The 17,460-nt window shown below is 52.0% G+C and carries 19 protein-coding genes; 14 read left to right on the plus strand and 5 right to left on the minus strand.

Features of this window, described 5'->3' with window-relative positions:
• Positions 1-77 precede the first annotated feature (77 nt).
• The 10 genes from KP001_RS01360 to KP001_RS01405 all read left to right on the plus strand — a co-directional run bounded on the left by KP001_RS01360 (position 78) and on the right by KP001_RS01405 (position 8,549).
• Positions 78-638: a hypothetical protein gene (locus KP001_RS01360; protein WP_217287803.1), complete on the plus strand. Its 561-nt coding sequence runs from the start codon at positions 78-80 to the stop codon at positions 636-638.
• Positions 639-1,710: 1,072 nt separating this feature from the next.
• Positions 1,711-2,316, plus strand: a complete 606-nt coding sequence (locus tag KP001_RS01365; RefSeq protein WP_217287804.1) for a hypothetical protein — start codon at positions 1,711-1,713, stop codon at positions 2,314-2,316.
• Between the two features lie 82 nt (positions 2,317-2,398).
• Positions 2,399-2,995 carry a hypothetical protein gene (locus KP001_RS01370; protein WP_217287805.1) on the plus strand — a complete coding sequence of 199 codons (597 nt, stop codon included), beginning with the start codon at positions 2,399-2,401 and terminating at the stop codon, positions 2,993-2,995.
• Positions 2,996-3,073: 78 nt separating this feature from the next.
• A complete protein-coding gene (locus tag KP001_RS01375) occupies positions 3,074-3,631 on the plus strand; it encodes a hypothetical protein (protein WP_217287806.1) in 558 nt (185 codons plus the stop codon).
• Between the two features lie 583 nt (positions 3,632-4,214).
• Positions 4,215-4,472 carry a hypothetical protein gene (locus tag KP001_RS01380; protein WP_217287807.1) on the plus strand — a complete coding sequence of 86 codons (258 nt, stop codon included), beginning with the start codon at positions 4,215-4,217 and terminating at the stop codon, positions 4,470-4,472.
• A gap of 811 nt (positions 4,473-5,283) precedes the next feature.
• Positions 5,284-5,673, plus strand: a complete 390-nt coding sequence (locus KP001_RS01385; protein ID WP_217287808.1) for a hypothetical protein — start codon at positions 5,284-5,286, stop codon at positions 5,671-5,673.
• 177 nt (positions 5,674-5,850) lie between these two features.
• A complete protein-coding gene (locus KP001_RS01390) occupies positions 5,851-6,210 on the plus strand; it encodes a hypothetical protein (protein WP_217287809.1) in 360 nt (119 codons plus the stop codon).
• Positions 6,211-6,574: 364 nt separating this feature from the next.
• On the plus strand, positions 6,575-7,009 hold the full coding sequence (locus KP001_RS01395; RefSeq protein ID WP_217287810.1) for a hypothetical protein: 435 nt from the start codon (positions 6,575-6,577) through the stop codon (positions 7,007-7,009).
• 532 nt (positions 7,010-7,541) lie between these two features.
• Positions 7,542-7,964: a hypothetical protein gene (locus KP001_RS01400; RefSeq protein WP_217287811.1), complete on the plus strand. Its 423-nt coding sequence runs from the start codon at positions 7,542-7,544 to the stop codon at positions 7,962-7,964.
• A gap of 75 nt (positions 7,965-8,039) precedes the next feature.
• Complete coding sequence (locus KP001_RS01405) at positions 8,040-8,549, plus strand: hypothetical protein (protein WP_217287812.1); 510 nt, start codon at positions 8,040-8,042, stop codon at positions 8,547-8,549.
• A gap of 106 nt (positions 8,550-8,655) precedes the next feature.
• Here KP001_RS01405 and KP001_RS01410 read toward each other — a convergent pair whose 3' ends face one another.
• The gene (locus KP001_RS01410) at positions 8,656-9,006 is read right to left on the minus strand and encodes a hypothetical protein (protein WP_217287813.1); all 351 of its coding nucleotides are present in this window, start codon (positions 9,004-9,006) and stop codon (positions 8,656-8,658) included.
• A 242-nt stretch (positions 9,007-9,248) separates the two neighbouring features.
• Here KP001_RS01410 and KP001_RS01415 point away from each other — a divergent pair, with 242 nt between their 5' ends.
• The 3 genes from KP001_RS01415 to KP001_RS01425 all read left to right on the plus strand — a co-directional run bounded on the left by KP001_RS01415 (position 9,249) and on the right by KP001_RS01425 (position 11,838).
• On the plus strand, positions 9,249-9,725 hold the full coding sequence (locus KP001_RS01415) for a YybH family protein (RefSeq protein ID WP_217287814.1): 477 nt from the start codon (positions 9,249-9,251) through the stop codon (positions 9,723-9,725).
• 419 nt (positions 9,726-10,144) lie between these two features.
• Positions 10,145-10,960 carry a hypothetical protein gene (locus KP001_RS01420; RefSeq protein WP_217287815.1) on the plus strand — a complete coding sequence of 272 codons (816 nt, stop codon included), beginning with the start codon at positions 10,145-10,147 and terminating at the stop codon, positions 10,958-10,960.
• A gap of 131 nt (positions 10,961-11,091) precedes the next feature.
• Positions 11,092-11,838 (plus strand): SAM-dependent methyltransferase, encoded by a 747-nt coding sequence (locus KP001_RS01425; RefSeq protein ID WP_217287816.1) that lies wholly within the window; start codon positions 11,092-11,094, stop codon positions 11,836-11,838.
• 136 nt (positions 11,839-11,974) lie between these two features.
• Here the strand turns inward: KP001_RS01425 and KP001_RS01430 are convergent, their stop codons facing one another.
• The 3 genes from KP001_RS01430 to KP001_RS01440 form a co-directional block, all read right to left on the minus strand.
• Entirely contained in the window at positions 11,975-12,193 is a 219-nt protein-coding gene (locus KP001_RS01430; protein WP_217287817.1) for a hypothetical protein, read from the minus strand.
• Positions 12,177-13,349, minus strand: a complete 1,173-nt coding sequence (locus KP001_RS01435) for an ABC transporter substrate-binding protein (protein WP_217287818.1) — start codon at positions 13,347-13,349, stop codon at positions 12,177-12,179. The genes KP001_RS01430 and KP001_RS01435 overlap by 17 nt, the downstream gene beginning before the upstream one ends.
• 140 nt (positions 13,350-13,489) lie before the next feature.
• Complete coding sequence (locus KP001_RS01440; RefSeq protein WP_217287819.1) at positions 13,490-15,211, minus strand: PAS domain-containing protein; 1,722 nt, start codon at positions 15,209-15,211, stop codon at positions 13,490-13,492.
• 313 nt (positions 15,212-15,524) lie between these two features.
• On the opposite strand from KP001_RS01440, the gene KP001_RS01445 reads away from it, so the two are divergent.
• The gene (locus KP001_RS01445; protein WP_217287820.1) at positions 15,525-16,571 is read left to right on the plus strand and encodes an adenosine deaminase; all 1,047 of its coding nucleotides are present in this window, start codon (positions 15,525-15,527) and stop codon (positions 16,569-16,571) included.
• A gap of 201 nt (positions 16,572-16,772) precedes the next feature.
• Here the strand turns inward: KP001_RS01445 and KP001_RS01450 are convergent, their stop codons facing one another.
• A complete protein-coding gene (locus tag KP001_RS01450; RefSeq protein WP_217287821.1) occupies positions 16,773-17,138 on the minus strand; it encodes a DUF3135 domain-containing protein in 366 nt (121 codons plus the stop codon).
• Between the last annotated feature and the right edge of the window lie 322 nt (positions 17,139-17,460).

Raw genomic sequence — 17,460 nt, forward strand, 5'->3', positions numbered from 1 at the left:
TATGTGTGTAAGTTATGTTGCCCCCGGCGTTGGAGGGATGGCGGCAATTTCCCACTAATAAGTAGTTGGAAGATAAAATGACAGATACGATATTCAAAGCCAATATTTTCTGGATTCGAATTGCCAGCGTCATCTTAGTGGCGGGGGCAATTATCGTTTTTATCAGTCCAAACTTTGATTTGATCAAAGCTGTCTTTGCCCTTATTTGCATTGTTGGCGCTGTATTATGTTGGTCAGTTCCATCGCCTCTAATAATTGTCGATGACACAGGAATAAAATTGCTTCAACGAGGTATTTCAGGGAAGGGACATTTTGATTGGGCTGCCAATAAAAATGAATGTTGTGAGTGGGATGCCATATATTCAGTTTCAACATGGCGCTCATCAGTCGATTGCGGTTTGACGACCTTTCTCCATTATTCAACAGACCCGAATAAACATAATATTGATGGCCAGTGGATTATTGATGAAAACTATCAACACGGAGCAATTCAAATAGAAGCAAGGATTTTTAGAGATTATTATAAAATCCTAGAGACTGTAAATCAAAGGGCTGTTAAAGCGACTTATGACAGCAATTCGACGCAGTATGGAACACTGGAGAGGGTGAAGACCCCCGATAAATCTGCCCTTGAGTAATGAAATCGAGCTTCCAACCAGCCGGTTGCACGCGGCCTTGAGGCCGGTGAACCGGGCACCACGTTGGTCAAGAATTGAAGACATGGCAGCAGTAAGGATAGATAGCATGTTCACATCCCTCATCATGACCATCATAGTCGGGAACTTGGCATTTTACCTTACGATGTTCAGATTGAACGCAAAGCATAAGTGTCTTCTCGATCAGTTGCAGTTGGATGGCCGGCTGTATTGTTATTCAATCCCTCAAACAGCCAAACTTATTCAGTTTATTTTACGCAACCTTGTTAATTTAAAGGATGGTTTGTTACTGATTGCTGGTTACACGATGGTAGCCTGTCTGCTGTTAACATTTGTACAAATAATTTATATGGTACTTTGGCACTAACAGCACCTCCACTCACAATCCAGATCGGACGCTGGAAAATACTCGAACCCACCCATATGGGGCGGGCAGATTTAATGGACAAGCACGTGGGATTGCGTAGGTGCCAACCACACGGATAGACGCGGTCTCTGCGGTGAGTAAAGAGTGGAAGGACGCCGGTACAAGTTGAACGCTCCGCCGGTCATCCGCAACCCGTTGATAAATAGAGAAAAAATGCCTTCAATGAAAAGACTCAGCAGCGTTTGCCATAGTATCGCTCATCACGCGGTGAGTGGTCTGTCCTACGTCCACCCACACCTCAGGCAAGCATGCAAGACAGTCGGTCTCGATACCATAACGATTGACTTGATGCGCGAGCAGCCATGCCCGGACCAATTCCTGACTATAAAAACGCTTCGTTTATCATTGAAAGCACTGCAAGAGAGATTAAAAGAGATTGTAAAAGCAGAGGGATTCACGATAAATGACATCGATAGAATTGAGCTGACATTCGAGTTCACTGAAGAATTCCGTGATGACTATTGCAGTAACTGCTATGCGCGTCTTGTATCCAGAAGTGGCAAGGTATATGAGCACGCTGTAAACTACATCGGCAAGAGCATATACCCAACAAGGCCAGTGGACCGGTCGCGATAAACCTGCGCCGGTCACCGACCACGCCGTTGATCATCGAAATGAGGAGAAGGAATGAATGAGTTGAAATTTCGCATAAAAAATGTCGATTCTGAGGACGAGCAAGAGGTAGATGACGCCTTCGATAGATATTCCTCCCACGTCAAATCCCTGAACCTAAACAAAGACTGCGATCTGCTGAAATTTTTTGGCAATGACTTTTTCCACGACGGCGACATTTACGACTTGAAAATCTTTGACGGAAACAGAAACGTAACCTTTAAAGTGGATGCACTAAACATTCGTACCAAAGAAGAAGACTTCCAATATGTAAATACATCATTTGAGTGTATCTTCAAGGATGTCGTTTGGTTAACCATGGAGGGACAACGGATAGATGACCTTAACGATCCGCTGACAGACAGTAATGGTTTGGAGTTTGCGTACAGTGAAATAGATACGCTGACAGAATACATAGAAGATTTCAAAAATAACTACCGTGGTTCAGAAGCGTTTATGGATGATGAGCCTGAGTTTCACTCAATAATCATTAGATTCACTACACCAGCTGGTTTCTTCGGAATGGTATTCAGCAGCGTCTCTGTTGTGCCTTTAGAGCCGTTGGCCTGGCACCTCATACAGGAGAGCGGAAGATATGAGTTGTGTTTGTGGGGCCAGTAAAAACGAGAGGTAAGAGATCAACCAGTCGTAACAGCGGCCATGCCGCTGTACTCTCAGGCGTTGGCTGAAAAGAAGGAAGGTCATGACTATCGGATTACCTGGAACGATAAAGCGCCGAGAGATTCTTACCGCTTCCAAACTGTTGACAGTTGAGGCGGAGGGCATGCCATTGTCAAAGTTTACTAAAGGGCTCATGGTGGGCACATTGACGCTTCTGTACTGCATGTTCATTGGTGGCTCAGTCTACAACATTATTAACCATCGATTTCGGGACACTGATGCATTTATTAAAATATTTGCTGCAGTGTCTGTAATAGCCACAGTTGGTTATGCTGCTGCCACTCTCTTAATTATCAAGAAGAATCGTTCCTCTCTTATTTTTACAGAAGTCGGAATTGCAGGAAATGCATTGATATCAGCGAAGTATGAAGATTTATGCGGTTATGCTTGGGAGTCAAGTAGTGGTTTTCTCACAACTGGACAAGCATCAAAAGAGAAGAAAAAGTCACTTTTTATAACAGCAAATAAAGGATGGTTTCCTGAAGTGAGGTACGCAACACGTTTTGGGACATCAGTATTGGCAAGCTTTGGGTACTATTTTAATTCTGAGCAAATACAGAAGGTTGAAGAGATTATGGCCAGTCGCGGAATAACGCGACTTCAAGACAGAGAGAGATAGCCAACCATGCGCTCAGACCATGACCGGGCGATAAGGCTGCCCGGCAGGTCAAGCGCAGCCCCGTTGGAACAGGAAATAATGAAACCAGACGAAATTCATGTAGCTGGAATGATCTTGTTATTGGTTGCGACCGTAGGCGTGACGGCGAGGTTTGGGCGAAAGACATTGAAAAATGTTTTTTGGAATCGACTACTCATCGCAATTTCGGCAGGTGTAATCACTTTTTTTGCCCTTCCCATGGGCATGATTGTTCAGTTGAAATCGCAAGCATCCAGCAATCCAGCATATCAAAGCCTGCTAACTTCATTGTGTCTTATCATTGTGATCTTGTGTATAGAAAAGAGAATAGTGGCAATAATTAGCTGCCTAGTCATTTTGATCACTGGGTATAAACTTTGTTCACAATACCAATATATCGTGAATCACACTGGCAAATATGCCTATGCTGACCCACTCAGCGGCGAGTTTTTTAACTACCCAAGCTATGATTCCTGGTCAAAAGGGGTGAGTGCACGGCCATTATGGCATACATCCTTTACCGGTATCTACAGTGTAGAAGGGTTAAACAGTAGAAATTCCAACCAAACGGGTGGAGACGGACTCCGCGGGGCAGTAAGAGCCAATAAAAGTCAATAAGAGTTAAGCCGCTCCGCCGCTCACCCTGAAGGCGTTGGTCAAGAATTGAAGACATGGCAGCAGTAAGGATAGATAGCATGTTCACATCCCTCATCATGACCATCATAGTCGGGAACTTGGCATTTTACCTTACGATGTTCAGATTGAACGCAAAGCATAAGTGTCTTCTCGATCAGTTGCAGTTGGATGGCCGGCTGTATTGTTATTCAATCCCTCAAACAGCCAAACTTATTCAGTTTATTTTACGCCACCTTGTTAATTTAAAGGACGGTTTGTTACTGATTGCTGGTTACACGATGGTAGCCTGTCTGCTGTTAACATTTGTACAAATAATTTATATGGTACTTTGGCACTAACAGCACCTCCACTCACAATCCAGATCGGACGCTGGAAAATACTCGAACCCACCCATATCGGGCGGGCAGATTTAATGGACAAGCACGTGGGATTGCGTAGTTGCCAACCACACGGATAGACGCGGTCTCTGCGGTGAGTAAAGAGTGGAAGGACGCCGGTACAAGTTGAACGCTCCGCCGGTCATCCGCAACCCGTTGGATGACTAAAAGATAAATGGGGCTTGTTGATGACCGAGAAAGAGTACTCCTATAGGTTGAGTAGCTTCGTGTTTGATATGGCAATTGTGGCTTTGTTTCCGATCGCAGGATTTTATCTAAGCTATTTTGCATTGACGCATGATCTTGATCCGGCAATTAAAGCCATTGTGGTCACTTTTCACCTGCTGACGTTCCTTCCACCGGTGTTCATATTCATAAAATCAAAACAAAAGATAACAATTCTAGAGAACGGCATCAGGATGAAGGTGTCTGGAGTGATAGATTGATACTGTGGCAGGACGTTACCCGCACCAAATATGATAAAATTGCGACCCCGTTTTCACGCAGTAGATTTTGCCTTCCAAACGATTTGGTCATTGAGTCCAAAAAAACGAAGATTTACATCATGGATTCAATAGAACAGTACGATGAAATACTCAGGATGCTGGCGGAGAAAATCTCACTACCAGCGAAAAGCTAAAACATCCAACAAGGAGGCGGCACACAGACGCTGACGCGCTGGTGCGCCCCACGACGTTGAGCAAGAGAGATGACAAAAGGGATAAGAATGTTTCTTTTTGAAAGAAGTTGCGGGATCGAGATTCGGACGGAGGGTGAGCCTTCAATAGACGCCATAAAAAACGAACTTTACCACTAATTATATCGGTCTGGAGCTTTTGCTGAAAAAACAGATGATGGCATCACTTTTAAACAAGATTTCTTCAGCTCGATGGCACGGAAACCTATTGCTGGGATATCTTTCGGAAGAATCATTATTGAGAGGACTGAAAATGGAATTTCGCTGAAATGCCAGCTGAAACTGAAAAATTACCTCATTGGTTCAATGCTTTGTGTTGCTTGGCTGGCTGGAATTCAATGGTACACGGAGGGGAAATTAGCCTCTGCGATTATATACCTTTCCTTTTGGGCAGTACTATTTGCAGTCATTCATATAATCAGTCATTTTGAGTTTAAGGGCTTTCTGCGTCGAAGTGTAATGACAAGCTCAACCAGCGGCGGCAGCGGTCTCCGCTAGCGCTCCGCCGGTGCGCCTTGAGACGTTGGCCGCGGGGCCGGAGCCTAATAAAAGAGAAGGCCATGAAAATAGACTTCATCGAAAGTGGTTCCCCGGACTGCCCACTTCTCCGGATTTATGGAAATGAACCTGGCTCAGCTGCTCTTCTCATTTCAGTTTTCGATCAGCTCGCCAGTGGACATACCAATGAAGTAGCAATTCACAGTTTGCCAGATATCGAGTCGGTGAACGGCTGTAAGTTATTTGCCCGCTTGCATCATGAAGATATCGGGATAAGGAAGTGCAGCGAGAAGAACACACTAGAATGCTTGCTGTCATCAGAGAGTTGGACAAGAATTTCTGGACTGTTAGAGCCATTTACAGAACCAAAGGCTGACGTCCGATATCAGTGGCTTGATGAAACGTCGGATATTTCCTTGTTGATCAGCAGTAGCGAGTATGGTGAATGGTGAAGGGAATTGAATAGAACCCGTTACCCCCAAGGGGTCAGGGACAATTAATCTGAAGCGGGATTGTAAAGTGCCAACCACACGGGTGGAGACGGACTCCGCGGGCCGGTGTAAGCGGATAAGAGCCTAAGAAAGCAAAGCCGCTCCGCCGCTCACCCGCAGCCCGTTAGGCAGGAACAAATGAAATTTGAAGAGCTATACAATCGCATCATTGAGCTATGGCCCGAGGAAGTTGACATTTCCGACGGTTTTCCATCAGGGGAAAACGGTTACATGTTCCCTACGCTCAGCAGAATAAAAAACCAAATCGAAAACTCAATTGACTTTGAGAACGACCATTGGGGCAACGTCGGGGCGTGGGCCTTTTTCCAGGCATTCCATGAAACTGCTAAAAAGATGAAGACAAAAGGCGAGAAAACCTTAAAGACACGACTAGTCGAGAAGAAACTCATAGACAAGAAAATCCATGCCAACTTGGCACCCGGCAAATGGGATGACGAGTGGGCAGAGTTGCGCGGCGATTATAAAGGATTAGCCTAACCACTCGGCGGCACGCAGGCGCCGACGCGCTGGTGCGCCTCGACACCGTTGGGTGAAGAAAAATAGAAATGAATCCAATCCCTCCAAGATCAATAGTGCGCCTCAAGAAACTGTGGCCCCATGCACGACGGCAAGGTCACGAGAAAGGCGAAATAAGAATTATAGGCTACTACTCGAAGCAGGATGGTCTCGACTGTGTGTGGTTAGTAGGTACGAATGGGGAGTACGATTGGACGACGGATCATGCGTGGCTATATGACAAATTTGAAATTGTTGAATACTCGAACGAAACGGATTTATTCGGAGAGAACAGGGATGAAATTCAAGTACTAACAGAAGAAACCATTGAGAGGCTAAAGAATACATGAGTTGTACACTGAGAGCAGGCGGTTTAAATTTTGATGTCGATTCCTTCCTTGCCACAAGCAGTCTCACGCCGTGTGCGATCTTTCGGCGCGGTGAACCGAAATTCCCTGTTTCAAACCCGAAGGGCCGAATTTGCGAAACCTCTTCCTTCAATGTGGGGGTAAGTGACGCGGAGTTTGGTGATGAGAAGAGCCAGACGCATGATGCGCTGCTGTTTTTGGAAAAGCATGAGAATGAGCTGAAACGCTTAGCTGAATTTCCGGGAAATGAAGGGACCCAACTCGATTTCGCTATTTATGTTGAACCTCCCGTTTTTGCACAAAGCTACTGTCTCCCACCAAACCTACTGCTCCAGATGGGACGTCTAGGCATCGAGTTGTGCATTTCGTGCTATGCGGCACCCGAGGAAGAGTCACACCCAACACCGGCGTAGACACTGACGCGGCAAAACCCGTCGCGCAGGTCACGCCGAGCACCGTTGATAAATAGAGAAAAAATGCCTTCAATGAAAAGACTCAGCAGCGTTTGCCATAGTATCGCTCATCACGCGGTGAGTGGTCTGTCCTACGTCCACCCACACCTCAGGCAAGCATGCAAGACAGTCGGTCTCGATACCATAACGATTGACTTGATGCGCGAGCAGCCATGCCCGGACCAATTCCTGACTATAAAAACGCTTCGTTTATCATTGAAAGCACTGCAAGAGAGATTAAAAGAGATTGTAAAAGCAGAGGGATTCACGATAAATGACATCGATAGAATTGAGCTGACATTCGAGTTCACTGAAGAATTCCGTGATGACTATTGCAGTAACTGCTATGCGCGTCTTGTATCCAGAAGTGGCAAGGTATATGAGCACGCTGTAAACTACATCGGCAAGAGCATATACCCAACAAGGCCAGTGGACCGGTCGCGATAAACCTGCGCCGGTCACCGACCACGCCGTTGGGCAATACTGAGGAATAATGAACAGACGAGAAACTTACTTAATGGGGTTGGCCATGCTCTTCTTCTCTGGAAGCATCGCCCTTTGTGCCGCTTGGATTAGTGGAATCATTAATCCTCTTTTCAAGGACTTCCCCAAAGAACAGATAATAATCAACGTCGTAATTTACTTTACGCCATACCTGGTATTGCTCGGGAACTTACAATCAGGAATGAAGCTGCACAGAATCAAATCAATTGAAAAAGGCCATAAAAATGCCTTTAATGCCTATGTCTCTGGCACTCTTATCTCGTATGCCGTTTACATAGCTGCGTTTGTAGTTCCAGTAAAAAGCTTTGCTGGAGGCGCGGCTATCATTGATGGTATATGGATCTTTTTCTCCATAGCCGTAACTGCTGCATTGATGTGGCCTGCATTCAAATACAAAAATATCGAAATATAGAGCGCCCAACACTCGGCGACACGCCGACCGCTGACGCGGCGGGTGCGCCTCATTCACGTTGTGCGAGAAAAAGAAATGATAGACTGGATTTTGAAAAAATTAATTGCCAAACGAAAAGAGCGGTCTTACCTCGAATATAGAAAAAAGGTTCGACCAAGTATTTCACTGCATAAAAATATCAAAACCCAGGACTTCGTAATAATCGAATGGGCAGCTTGGACTCTGACACACGCACTGCCACGGTCTCAAGGACCTTTGATTAAAGTTTCGCATGCGGTAATGAAATCTAAAGCAAAGGAAATAATTACTAAAAGCCTCAACAACTACGGATTTGATGGCCCTAAGGCTCCAAGCCAAATTGATTCGATGGAAAAGACAGAAAGCCAAAAATTTCACCGCGAACATCTGGAAGTAAACATTCAGTCTAAGAATGACAACACTGTTCAAGTTTGGCCAATGCGGAGACGCAGGAATGATCGATCTATAGCAGTTGGAGAGCCTGAAGATATGTCAGAGATTTCTTTTGATTGCACGGAAGAGGAGTTTTTTCAGGAAATTGAGTTGGCCTTTGAAAGAGCAAAATAGGAATTAGGCACAACACCGGCATAGACGCTGTCGCGGCAGGATAAACCCCTGCCGCGCAGATCATGCCGAGCCCCGTTGGCGTCACCCGGACACCAGGCCCTTACGCTCATGCATCGATCGGTTTGTTAATTTCGTAGCTGTTGTCGCGGAAGGACTGTTTGAGTGAGGAAAGCTGCTCTTCTGTCATTTCAGCCAGGATTTCGCGCATGTTGGTCTTCGTCACACCCGGCGCACATATCGCCTCTTTGATCCGGTCTTGCAGCGATTGGGGAAGCGCTGACCCGGCAACGATGCGCCCGATATCGCCGGAATCGCAGAGCAGGCGTTGCCGTGCCTCGCAGTTTCTAGTGATGAAAAAGTTGCTGCCATCCTTATACACGAGAAAGTTGTTGCTGCCACAGCCGCCTGCTATCAGTGCCAAGACAGTAATGACAATACCCGAACCTGACCAGCGCATGGTTTACCTCCATATCGAGCTGAACGTTTGCGGTTGCATGTTACCGACTGTACGTCGGTTACACACCTTGTCAACGAGCTGGCTCATCGCACGATCGAGAAGCTAAAAGGTCTGCCCTTGAAAATGGGAAATTAATGACGTCCCAACCAACCGGTTTGACGCCGCCAGCCAAAGAATGCCGGGCTTGCGGGTCAACCGGGCGCCCCGTTGGGGGAATAGATCTGAGGGGATCTGGAGGACATATGCTGAGACTGGAGCAGACAGCGGTGACGGGGCGGGAGGATAAACAGGGGTTGCCACCCCATTTAGCTGCCTTGTCAACGTTTTACGCGGCACTCAACGGGCGCAACCTTGAGTTGATGGCCTCCAACTGGCTGCAGAGCAATGAGGCGGCGATGGATAACCCACTCGGGGGTATAAAGCGGGGATGGGAGGAAATCAAGTCCGTCTACCAACGGCTTTTCGCTAGCCCGTCAGAGTACTGGTTCGAATTCTATGATTTCACCCTGCACCTGGACGGTAATGTTTTCTACGTGGTGGGGCGGGAGCGGGGAGAGTTCAAGACCGTCGGCACCGTCCTCTCCATGGCGATCCGGACCACCAGGATCTTCACTCACCGCGATGGCCGATGGCAGCAGGTTCACCACCACGGATCGATTGATGACCCGGATCTGCTGGCACGGTACCAGGCGGCAGTGAGACCGGGTATTGATAAATGAATAACTGACTGAGGACGGGCAAAAGGGCAAAAGGGGACAGGCTACTTTTCTGGAGTTGGAGCATCAGCAGAGAACGGTAGAGCCCAACCAGACGGCGGACACCGCCGGTCAAGGCCGCCCCCGTTGGCGAAGAAGAGATATGGACATCTTTCTTGTAGCAGCAATTACAATATCGGAGATCATCACGGGGTGTTGCCTGTATCACCTCTGGAAAAGCAGGGACAGGTGGCTAGCGAAATTTTTTTGGTCCCTGTTACTTCTTATCCCAGTGATTGGTCCTGCATTTTACGGCTCCATGCATAATCCGCCTCCTCCGCAACCAGATGATTTAAAAGCCCCTTTTTCAGATGAGAGTTATTGGGAGAATACCGATGCACGTGAGCCCACAGGTAGCCATGAACACCATGACGAGGCGGACCATGGCTAAACCAGAGAGAGGACCGGTCCCAACCAAGTGGGTGGACCGGTCTTTTATGCCAGCTGTTATTGCGTTAATGCTTTTTATCCAGGTTTTACTGCTATCCAGCCATTGGGTCGAAGCCCAGGAAAACAATGCCTTTAAGAACTACAGAAAGGTCGGTTTGAACGACCATCTCTTGCTTTTGGATCCTCAGTTAGTTTTCAAGAAAGTCCAGACGGATCCCGCAATTGAAGAGGCTGATAGTTCTGAATTTGGAGATGAATTCATCAGTGTCCAATGCGGCCGAAGAACGTTGGTCATCGGCTTTAGCAACGGGCCAAGTGAAGATCCGAATTATGAAATCATAGCTCGCAAGGATAAAAAGGTCGTACGCCGGAATATAGGAGCAACCAGTTTAGCGGTCTCATCATCTTGTCAGATATACGCTGCAGGTCATACCGACAACAGTTTCGATATGCATAGAAAATTTGTCATCACAGACACAGCTATCAACGAGGTGAGGCAACCCTTTTACTTGGTCGACAAAGTGTGTCCTACCAGCACCGCAGCGACATTAACAACAGAACCATGTGGCAAAGGAAGTGTTGTTGCAACGCTGCCAAAGGGGGCAGAGGTTCGCGTATTACTCTCGGAATGGTTCCTTACCGATGAGTACGACGATAAGCATAGCAATTGCAAATCAGGCGACGGGACTAAGGAAAGTTATCTGGTGAGTACTCCATTTGGCCTTGTCGGTTGGGTTGACACAACAAAGGGAACCATTTGGGGAACCCCGGGCATGCCGCTTTCCTGCATTGTTTATAATGGTGATTGACTGGGCAGGGTGTGACGTCAGGAACAGGCGTAAAGAGAAGGGTGCCAACAAGGCTTGTGATCCGCCGGTGCGTCCCCGCGCGGTCAGGGGCGTAATCCAATCTATTCCCACTTGAAAGGAATTTTCCCACCATGGACATCCCACGGATATTCAACATCACTGAGAGTGCCCACCGCATCCACAACCCGATCACACCCGAAAAGCTCGCCACTCTCGGTGCAGCACTACGTCTGGAAGCGGGGGCTCGAGTGCTCGACCTCGGCAGCGGTTCGGGGGAGATGCTGTGCACCTGGGCACGCGATCACGGCGTCACCGGCACCGGCATCGACATGAGCCAGTTGTTCACCGAGCACGCGAAACTTCGTGCCGTGGAACTCGGCGTTGCCGGTCAAGTCACGTTCATCCATGGCGATGCTGCCGGATATGTCTCTGACGAGAAGGTCAGTGTGGCAGCCTGTGTCGGTGCCACCTGGATCGCGGGTGGTGTCGCCGGCACCATCGAGCTTCTGGCCCGGAGCCTGCGCACGGGAGGGATCATCCTCATCGGTGAGCCCTACTGGCGGCAGTTACCGCCAACGGAAGATGTTGCCAGGGGGTGCCTTGCCCACTCAATCTCCGACTTCCTCTTGCTTCCAGAACTTCTTGCGTCTTTCGGCAACCTTGGCTACGACGTCGTTGAAATGGTTCTGGCTGACCAGGACGGCTGGGACAGGTACGAGGCGGCCAAGTGGCTCACCATGCGCCGATGGCTTGAAGCCAATCCCGACGACGAGTTAGTGAAAGAGGTGCGAGCCCAACTGACCTCGGAGCCCGAGCGCTACGCCGCTTACACGCGTGAATACCTGGGCTGGGGTGTGTTTGCGCTGATGCCGCGGTGATGTGCGTTGTCGCACCGTCAAGGAAAAGGGGACAGGCTAGTTTTTCCACAGGCGGATCCGGATGATAAGGGGGCGGTAACCGTAAGGATGATACCTATGAATTCAAGAGTCAGAGTTGGGAACAGCAGGTCCTCTTTTACTTCGCTCTCTTGTCGGAGAAATTGTCGTCGAAGCAACTCGGGCAGATGCCGTGACTGAACTGGGCCTCGGTATGCTGGGATATGTAGGACTCCATCTGTTGCCAGCTCTTTTCGTCCTTTCTTACCTTCTTGCAGTACATGCACACCGGAATGATCCCTTCCAGCACCTTTGACACCTTTGACAGGGCCTGCTCGAGTTCATGGTTGCGCTGCATCTGCGGCGTCCCTGTGGATCTTCAGGTTCTTGCGGCTGTTGATCAGCTTGATGAAACTCGTGGCAAGGGCCAGCAAAAGCAGCACGGATATGGCCGACAGTATCTCCAGCCGGTGGCTCCAGAGGTAACCCGGCGGCTCGTTGATCACGATGCTGTCCGCCGGAAGCTTCCCCTTCGTGATGCCGAAGCGTCTCAACTCGTTGTAATCGAACTTGTCCTTGTTCGGGCTCGGGCTGACCAGGGGAAGGGTGTCCGTGGGCTCCCCCCTGAGCACCCGCACGGCCAGCGCCGCGGCCGCGGCACCGTGCTCGCGAAGGTTCAGTAGCCGCCCCCCCACGATGCCTTTGCCCAGGTTGAATTCCCAGCCGCCGTACACGGGGACGGGGCTCACGTCGGAAATCCTGCGCAGTGCCTCGTTGCTGCTGAACCGTTCGCCGCTTCCGTCCTGCACGAAGGAAGCGAAATAGACGATGACGCTTCCCTTTTTCAGCTGCTTTACCCGGCTGGTCAGCTCCTCAAGGCGCAGCCCCGCCCAGTCGGGGAAGAGGGCTTTCCCCTGAAACTGCGCCGCTGCCTGCCGGAACTCCCGGTTGTTGAGCTGACCGGTAACGGAATCATCCCGGATGACCACGACATTGCCGGTACCGGGATGGAGGGTGAAGATGAGGTCGAGAGTGTCCTTGAAGCTGGGACGCTCGTCGATGCCGATGATGCCGTGCTTGCCGGAGAGCCTGGAGCGGTCAAACGAGTTGGTGCCGCAAAAGACCAGCGGGGTGGCGCCGAAAAGTTCGCCCCTGTGGGCCTCGATGATGTTGAAGGCATAATCGTCGGTGGAGAGGATCAGGTCGAAGTGGCGTTGCTGGTACTTGAACCTGAGCAGATCTACGACCCTCGCGTCGAATTCCTTGCCGCTGTAGTTCTTGGAATCGAGATACTCGACCTGTATGTCGGTTTCCGGCAGCGCCTTGAGCAGTGTCTCTTTGATGCCTTGGACGGCGTCATCGGACCCCTCGTAGCCGGAGTGGTAGGAGTTGAGGATCAGGACCTTGTTGTGGTGTAAGGGGACGGCCCAGGCGGCGCCACCGCCTGAAGCCAAGAGGCAGGCGCATACCAGCGCGTAAAGGTACAGCCAGCGTTGCAATGAAATCCTGGTCATGCGCGTTCTCCGTACTTCGGGCAGGCGGGGCTTCTCTTCGCACGCCAAGGGGGAGGCCGCAACGGCCCCTGTGGACCGTATCGGCAGTATGCACCTGCACTTGAGAAGATCGGGGCATAACACCTGCTGTACCGCCCTTGTTACCCCTTGTGCCGCGGAGCCGGCAGCGTGAAGTAAAAGCAGGCACCCTTGCCAACCTCGCCCTCCGCCCGCAACTGGCCGCCGTGCCGGTCGACGATCCTCGACACCGTGGCGAGCCCGACCCCGGTGCCGGGGAAGTCGCTGGAGCGCTGCAGGCGCTGGAACGGCTTGAAGATCGTTGCCGCCTCGCTCATGTCGAAGCCGACGCCGTTGTCGCGTACGAAATACTCGCGCTGTCCGTCGCGCGCCACCTCTCCGAACTCGATGCGGGGATGCTCGTTCCTGGAGGTGTACTTCCAGGCGTTGCCGAGCAGGTTCTGCAAAAGGACCCGCGCGAGGTGCGGGTCGCACCAGGCCGTCATCTCCACGGGGCGGTTCCACTGGCACGGGCGTTCCAGGTCGCAGACGCGCAGTTCAGCCATGATCTCGTCGGCCAGCCCCGCCAGGTCCACCTCCACGCAGCTAAGCTCCGTGCTCGTCACCTGGAACAGCACCAGCATCGCCTCGATGAACTCTTCCATGTTCTCGCAGCCGGCATGAATGGCGTGCAGCAGGCTCTGCCCTGTTTCGTCCAGTTGATCACGGTAGATGTCGGCCAGGGCCTGTCCCGCTCCATAGACGGTGGTGAGCGGGGTGCGCAGGTCGTGCGACAGCGAATAGCTGAAGGCCTCCAGTTCCCGGTTCTTGGCCTGCAGGTCGAGAGTCTGCTGGCGCAGGCTGCCGTTTAGCTTGCGGATCGCCTCCTCGGCTTCCTTGCGCTGCGAGATGTCGCGCACGACGCAGATGATGCCCCCGTCCTCCAGAAGCGTGAGGGAGATCTCCTGGGGGAACAGGGTGCCGTCCTTCTTGAGGCCGGTCGCCTCGCCGCGCCACCCGTGTCCCTTTTGGAACTCGCTGTATATGAGCGGCTCCAGGCGCCGGCGTTCCTCGTCGGTGTACAGGAGCCGCCAGGTGCTGCCGACCAGCTCTTCATGGCAGGGATAGCCATAGATGGCGGCATGTGCTTTGTTCAGGTAGAGGTACTCGCCGTCGGCGTTCAAAAGGGCGATGCCGTCCATGGATGCCTCTATGGCTGCGGACTGCCGCTTCAGGATGTTTTCCTTGTTCTTGCGCTCGGTGATGTCGCGCACCAGTTCGATGGTCGCGATGATGGCGCCGGTGGCATCCTTGAGCGGTGCCGCCGCCGTTTCGAGGTGACGGGTCACCCCGTTGAAGACATGCGTCTTCTCCTGCCGGTGCGGCGTACCGTCCTGGTAACACTCGCTGACGACGCAGCCGGGGCAGACGCTATCCCTGTCGTGGTAGGCAGCGTAGCAGTGCTCCCCCAGATGTTCTCCCTTGAACTCCCTGGCCACAGGGTTCTGGTACAGGATCCTGAATTCCGGGTCCTGGACGGTTACCGCGTCGGGGACACTGGCGAGGACTGCTTCCGTTCTGGCTTTTTCCAGAGCCAGTTTTGCCACGGTATCTGTGAGCCGAGCGGTCGCTTCTTCCTCTCCGCGGGACTTGCGCCGGGCACAGGTCATGAAGATCAGCAGGAAAAAGATGGTCTGTAAACGGTAGGTCAGTTCCTGTGCCCGGGGGTGCAGGAGCTGCTGAACAAAACTGCCATCTGAAAAGACGACCGCGTCCAGAAAGCTGTCGAGCACCCAGGATGCAAGTATCAGGATGCTCGCGGTGCCGATGAAATACGGGCAGCCGTTGCGGATCCGCGATGACATAAAATCTCCTTCTGAAACAGTTGTGACCGGGGATGGAATGCCAGGTTCAGATCAACTCGGGTCGCGGGCACGATCGATCTGGGCTTGGCGGCACATCGTATACCGGTTCATATATCATGTTAAACTCAATGGCCATAGCACTTTTTGCCGATGGGGCAGGCAAAGATGCCTTTCTTCACTTGCCAGTTCCACTGGATTGAGCTTTTATAGGTGTGCCGCACCGGCCGGGACGCCGCGACCCGCGGCCATCGCCGCGGGCCGGCGCCGTCGGGCGCCGTCGGGCGCCGAAATCTTCAAAAAAACGGAGCATATCATGAACCTCGCATCCATCCCGCGGCAGGAACTGCCGGACATCCTGCGCCGCATGCCCAAGGCGGAACTGCATATCCATATAGAAGGGTCACTGGAACCGGAACTGATCTTCGCCATGGCGCGGCGCAACGGCATCGAACTGCCGTACCCGTCGGTCGAGGCCCTGCGCGCCGCCTATGCCTTCACGGACCTGCAGAGTTTTCTCGACATCTACTATGCCGGCGCGGGCGTGCTGATAACGGAAGAGGATTTCTTCGACATGGCCTGGAGCTACCTGGTAAGGGCCAGGGAGGAGAACGTGATCCACTCGGAGATCTTCTTCGATCCCCAGACCCACACGGCCAGGGGGGTCCCCTTCGCCGCGGTCATCAACGGGCTGGACCGGGCCGTTCGGCGTGGGCGCGAGGAGCTGGGGCTCTCCGCGTCCCTCATCCTCTGCTTCTTGCGCCACCTGAGCGAAGCGGACGCTCTTGCCACCCTGGAACAGGCCTTGCCGTTTCGGGACAAATTCATCGGTGTGGGGTTGGACAGCGGTGAACGCGGCAACCCGCCAGAAAAGTTCGCCGCCGTTTTCGGCCGCTGCCGGGAACTGGGGCTGCACCTCGTGGCGCACGCCGGGGAGGAGGGGCCGGCGCGGTACATATCGGACGCGCTGGACCTGTTGAAGGCGGAAAGGATCGACCACGGGGTGCGTTGCCTGGAAGACCCGGCGCTGGTCGCACGTCTGGCCGCGGAGGGGGTCGCGCTGACGGTGTGCCCGCTGTCGAACGTGAAACTGAAGGTGTTTCCGGAACTGTGCCGGCACAACATCGGCGAACTGCTCGCCCGGGGGATCGTCGCCACCATAAACTCCGACGATCCAGCCTACTTCGGGGGATATCTCAACGAGAACTTCACGGCGATTTTCGAGGCGCTCCCGGAACTTGGGGCGGGGGAGGCGTACCGTTTGGCGCGCAACAGCTTCGAGGCCAGCTTCGTCCCTGAGGAGACGCGGAAAGGGTGGATTGAAGGGCTCGACTCCTTCTTCGCCGGTTGTTGTGCCAGGTGAGCCAAGCTGTGACGGCATGGGGCTACGTGCCGGTGGAGGCTGTCGCAAAGGGGGGGACATGACAGCGGGTAAGTCTTTAAAGGGACAGAACCGCTTTCCGGTCTTCTCCGGAGAACCAGATGAAAGAGCCGTAGGGCCGGCATTGCCGGGCCCTACGGCTCCTTTTCGTTATGCCGCGGATGCCGCGCTGCACCTGCACCGTTAAACCCTGCGCAGCTTGACGTTCTCCTCTTCCTTACCCAGTATCTGCTGCTTCTTGCCGATCGCGCGCAGCAGGGAGTTGCAGTTATCCACCAGTTGCTCCAGCTGTCCTCCCTTTCCGTAGACCTGGGTGTAGAAGATGTTTTCCATGATGTGCATCCTGCCGAGGTTGCTGCTCGCCCGGCGCATCTGCATGGTCATCGACCACTGCATCTGTTGCAGCTTCAATGTTTTCTCCGGTGTCCTCGCGGCGCATGCCCTCTTTAAAGCCTCGTCCGCCAGTTCGTCGAACAGGGCGGGATCCTCCTTATATAGTTCCCGCAACTCATCCGGGGTATAGGATGTAAATTCTTTTTTGGTACTCATGACACGCTCCTTCTCCTTGCATAACAATAAAAGTTGTGACAGAGGTGGTGATTGAGTTTTTCTAATTGTGTACTAAACCCGCAAATTTTTCCAGCAAATTGTGTATACGGCGGGAGGGGTGGGACAGTAACACAATCCGGCCGGATTTTCCAATGCTCATCACCATATCCTCCAATGCTCATCACCATATCCGCCCTCCATGCCCCCCCGACTGCCGACGGCAGGCTGCAGGGCGGACCGGCTCACGGCGTCACGGAGGGCGGGGCAGCGTTTGATCTGCCTCCCGGATTTCTTCGCGCTGCCGTGTTCGCGCCAATAACCT

It is taken from the genome of Geomonas subterranea (genome assembly GCF_019063845.1).
Classification (GTDB): Bacteria; Desulfobacterota; Desulfuromonadia; order Geobacterales; family Geobacteraceae; genus Geomonas; species Geomonas subterranea.

What these genes read in the sequence shown, in the direction of transcription:
- KP001_RS01410 (WP_217287813.1), bottom strand. Translation starts at nt 9,006, where the DNA reads ATGCGCTGGTCAGGTTCGGGTATTGTCATTACTGTCTTGGCACTGATA.
- KP001_RS01360 (WP_217287803.1), top strand. Translation starts at nt 78, where the DNA reads ATGACAGATACGATATTCAAAGCCAATATTTTCTGGATTCGAATTGCC.
- KP001_RS01440 (WP_217287819.1), bottom strand. Translation starts at nt 15,211, where the DNA reads ATGTCATCGCGGATCCGCAACGGCTGCCCGTATTTCATCGGCACCGCG.
- KP001_RS01385 (WP_217287808.1), top strand. Translation starts at nt 5,284, where the DNA reads ATGAAAATAGACTTCATCGAAAGTGGTTCCCCGGACTGCCCACTTCTC.
- KP001_RS01445 (WP_217287820.1), top strand. Translation starts at nt 15,525, where the DNA reads ATGAACCTCGCATCCATCCCGCGGCAGGAACTGCCGGACATCCTGCGC.
- KP001_RS01425 (WP_217287816.1), top strand. Translation starts at nt 11,092, where the DNA reads ATGGACATCCCACGGATATTCAACATCACTGAGAGTGCCCACCGCATC.
- KP001_RS01390 (WP_217287809.1), top strand. Translation starts at nt 5,851, where the DNA reads ATGAAATTTGAAGAGCTATACAATCGCATCATTGAGCTATGGCCCGAG.
- KP001_RS01450 (WP_217287821.1), bottom strand. Translation starts at nt 17,138, where the DNA reads ATGAGTACCAAAAAAGAATTTACATCCTATACCCCGGATGAGTTGCGG.
- KP001_RS01415 (WP_217287814.1), top strand. Translation starts at nt 9,249, where the DNA reads ATGCTGAGACTGGAGCAGACAGCGGTGACGGGGCGGGAGGATAAACAG.
- KP001_RS01405 (WP_217287812.1), top strand. Translation starts at nt 8,040, where the DNA reads ATGATAGACTGGATTTTGAAAAAATTAATTGCCAAACGAAAAGAGCGG.
- KP001_RS01400 (WP_217287811.1), top strand. Translation starts at nt 7,542, where the DNA reads ATGAACAGACGAGAAACTTACTTAATGGGGTTGGCCATGCTCTTCTTC.
- KP001_RS01430 (WP_217287817.1), bottom strand. Translation starts at nt 12,193, where the DNA reads ATGCAGCGCAACCATGAACTCGAGCAGGCCCTGTCAAAGGTGTCAAAG.
- KP001_RS01380 (WP_217287807.1), top strand. Translation starts at nt 4,215, where the DNA reads ATGACCGAGAAAGAGTACTCCTATAGGTTGAGTAGCTTCGTGTTTGAT.
- KP001_RS01435 (WP_217287818.1), bottom strand. Translation starts at nt 13,349, where the DNA reads ATGACCAGGATTTCATTGCAACGCTGGCTGTACCTTTACGCGCTGGTA.
- KP001_RS01365 (WP_217287804.1), top strand. Translation starts at nt 1,711, where the DNA reads ATGAATGAGTTGAAATTTCGCATAAAAAATGTCGATTCTGAGGACGAG.
- KP001_RS01370 (WP_217287805.1), top strand. Translation starts at nt 2,399, where the DNA reads ATGACTATCGGATTACCTGGAACGATAAAGCGCCGAGAGATTCTTACC.
- KP001_RS01375 (WP_217287806.1), top strand. Translation starts at nt 3,074, where the DNA reads ATGAAACCAGACGAAATTCATGTAGCTGGAATGATCTTGTTATTGGTT.
- KP001_RS01395 (WP_217287810.1), top strand. Translation starts at nt 6,575, where the DNA reads ATGAGTTGTACACTGAGAGCAGGCGGTTTAAATTTTGATGTCGATTCC.
- KP001_RS01420 (WP_217287815.1), top strand. Translation starts at nt 10,145, where the DNA reads ATGGCTAAACCAGAGAGAGGACCGGTCCCAACCAAGTGGGTGGACCGG.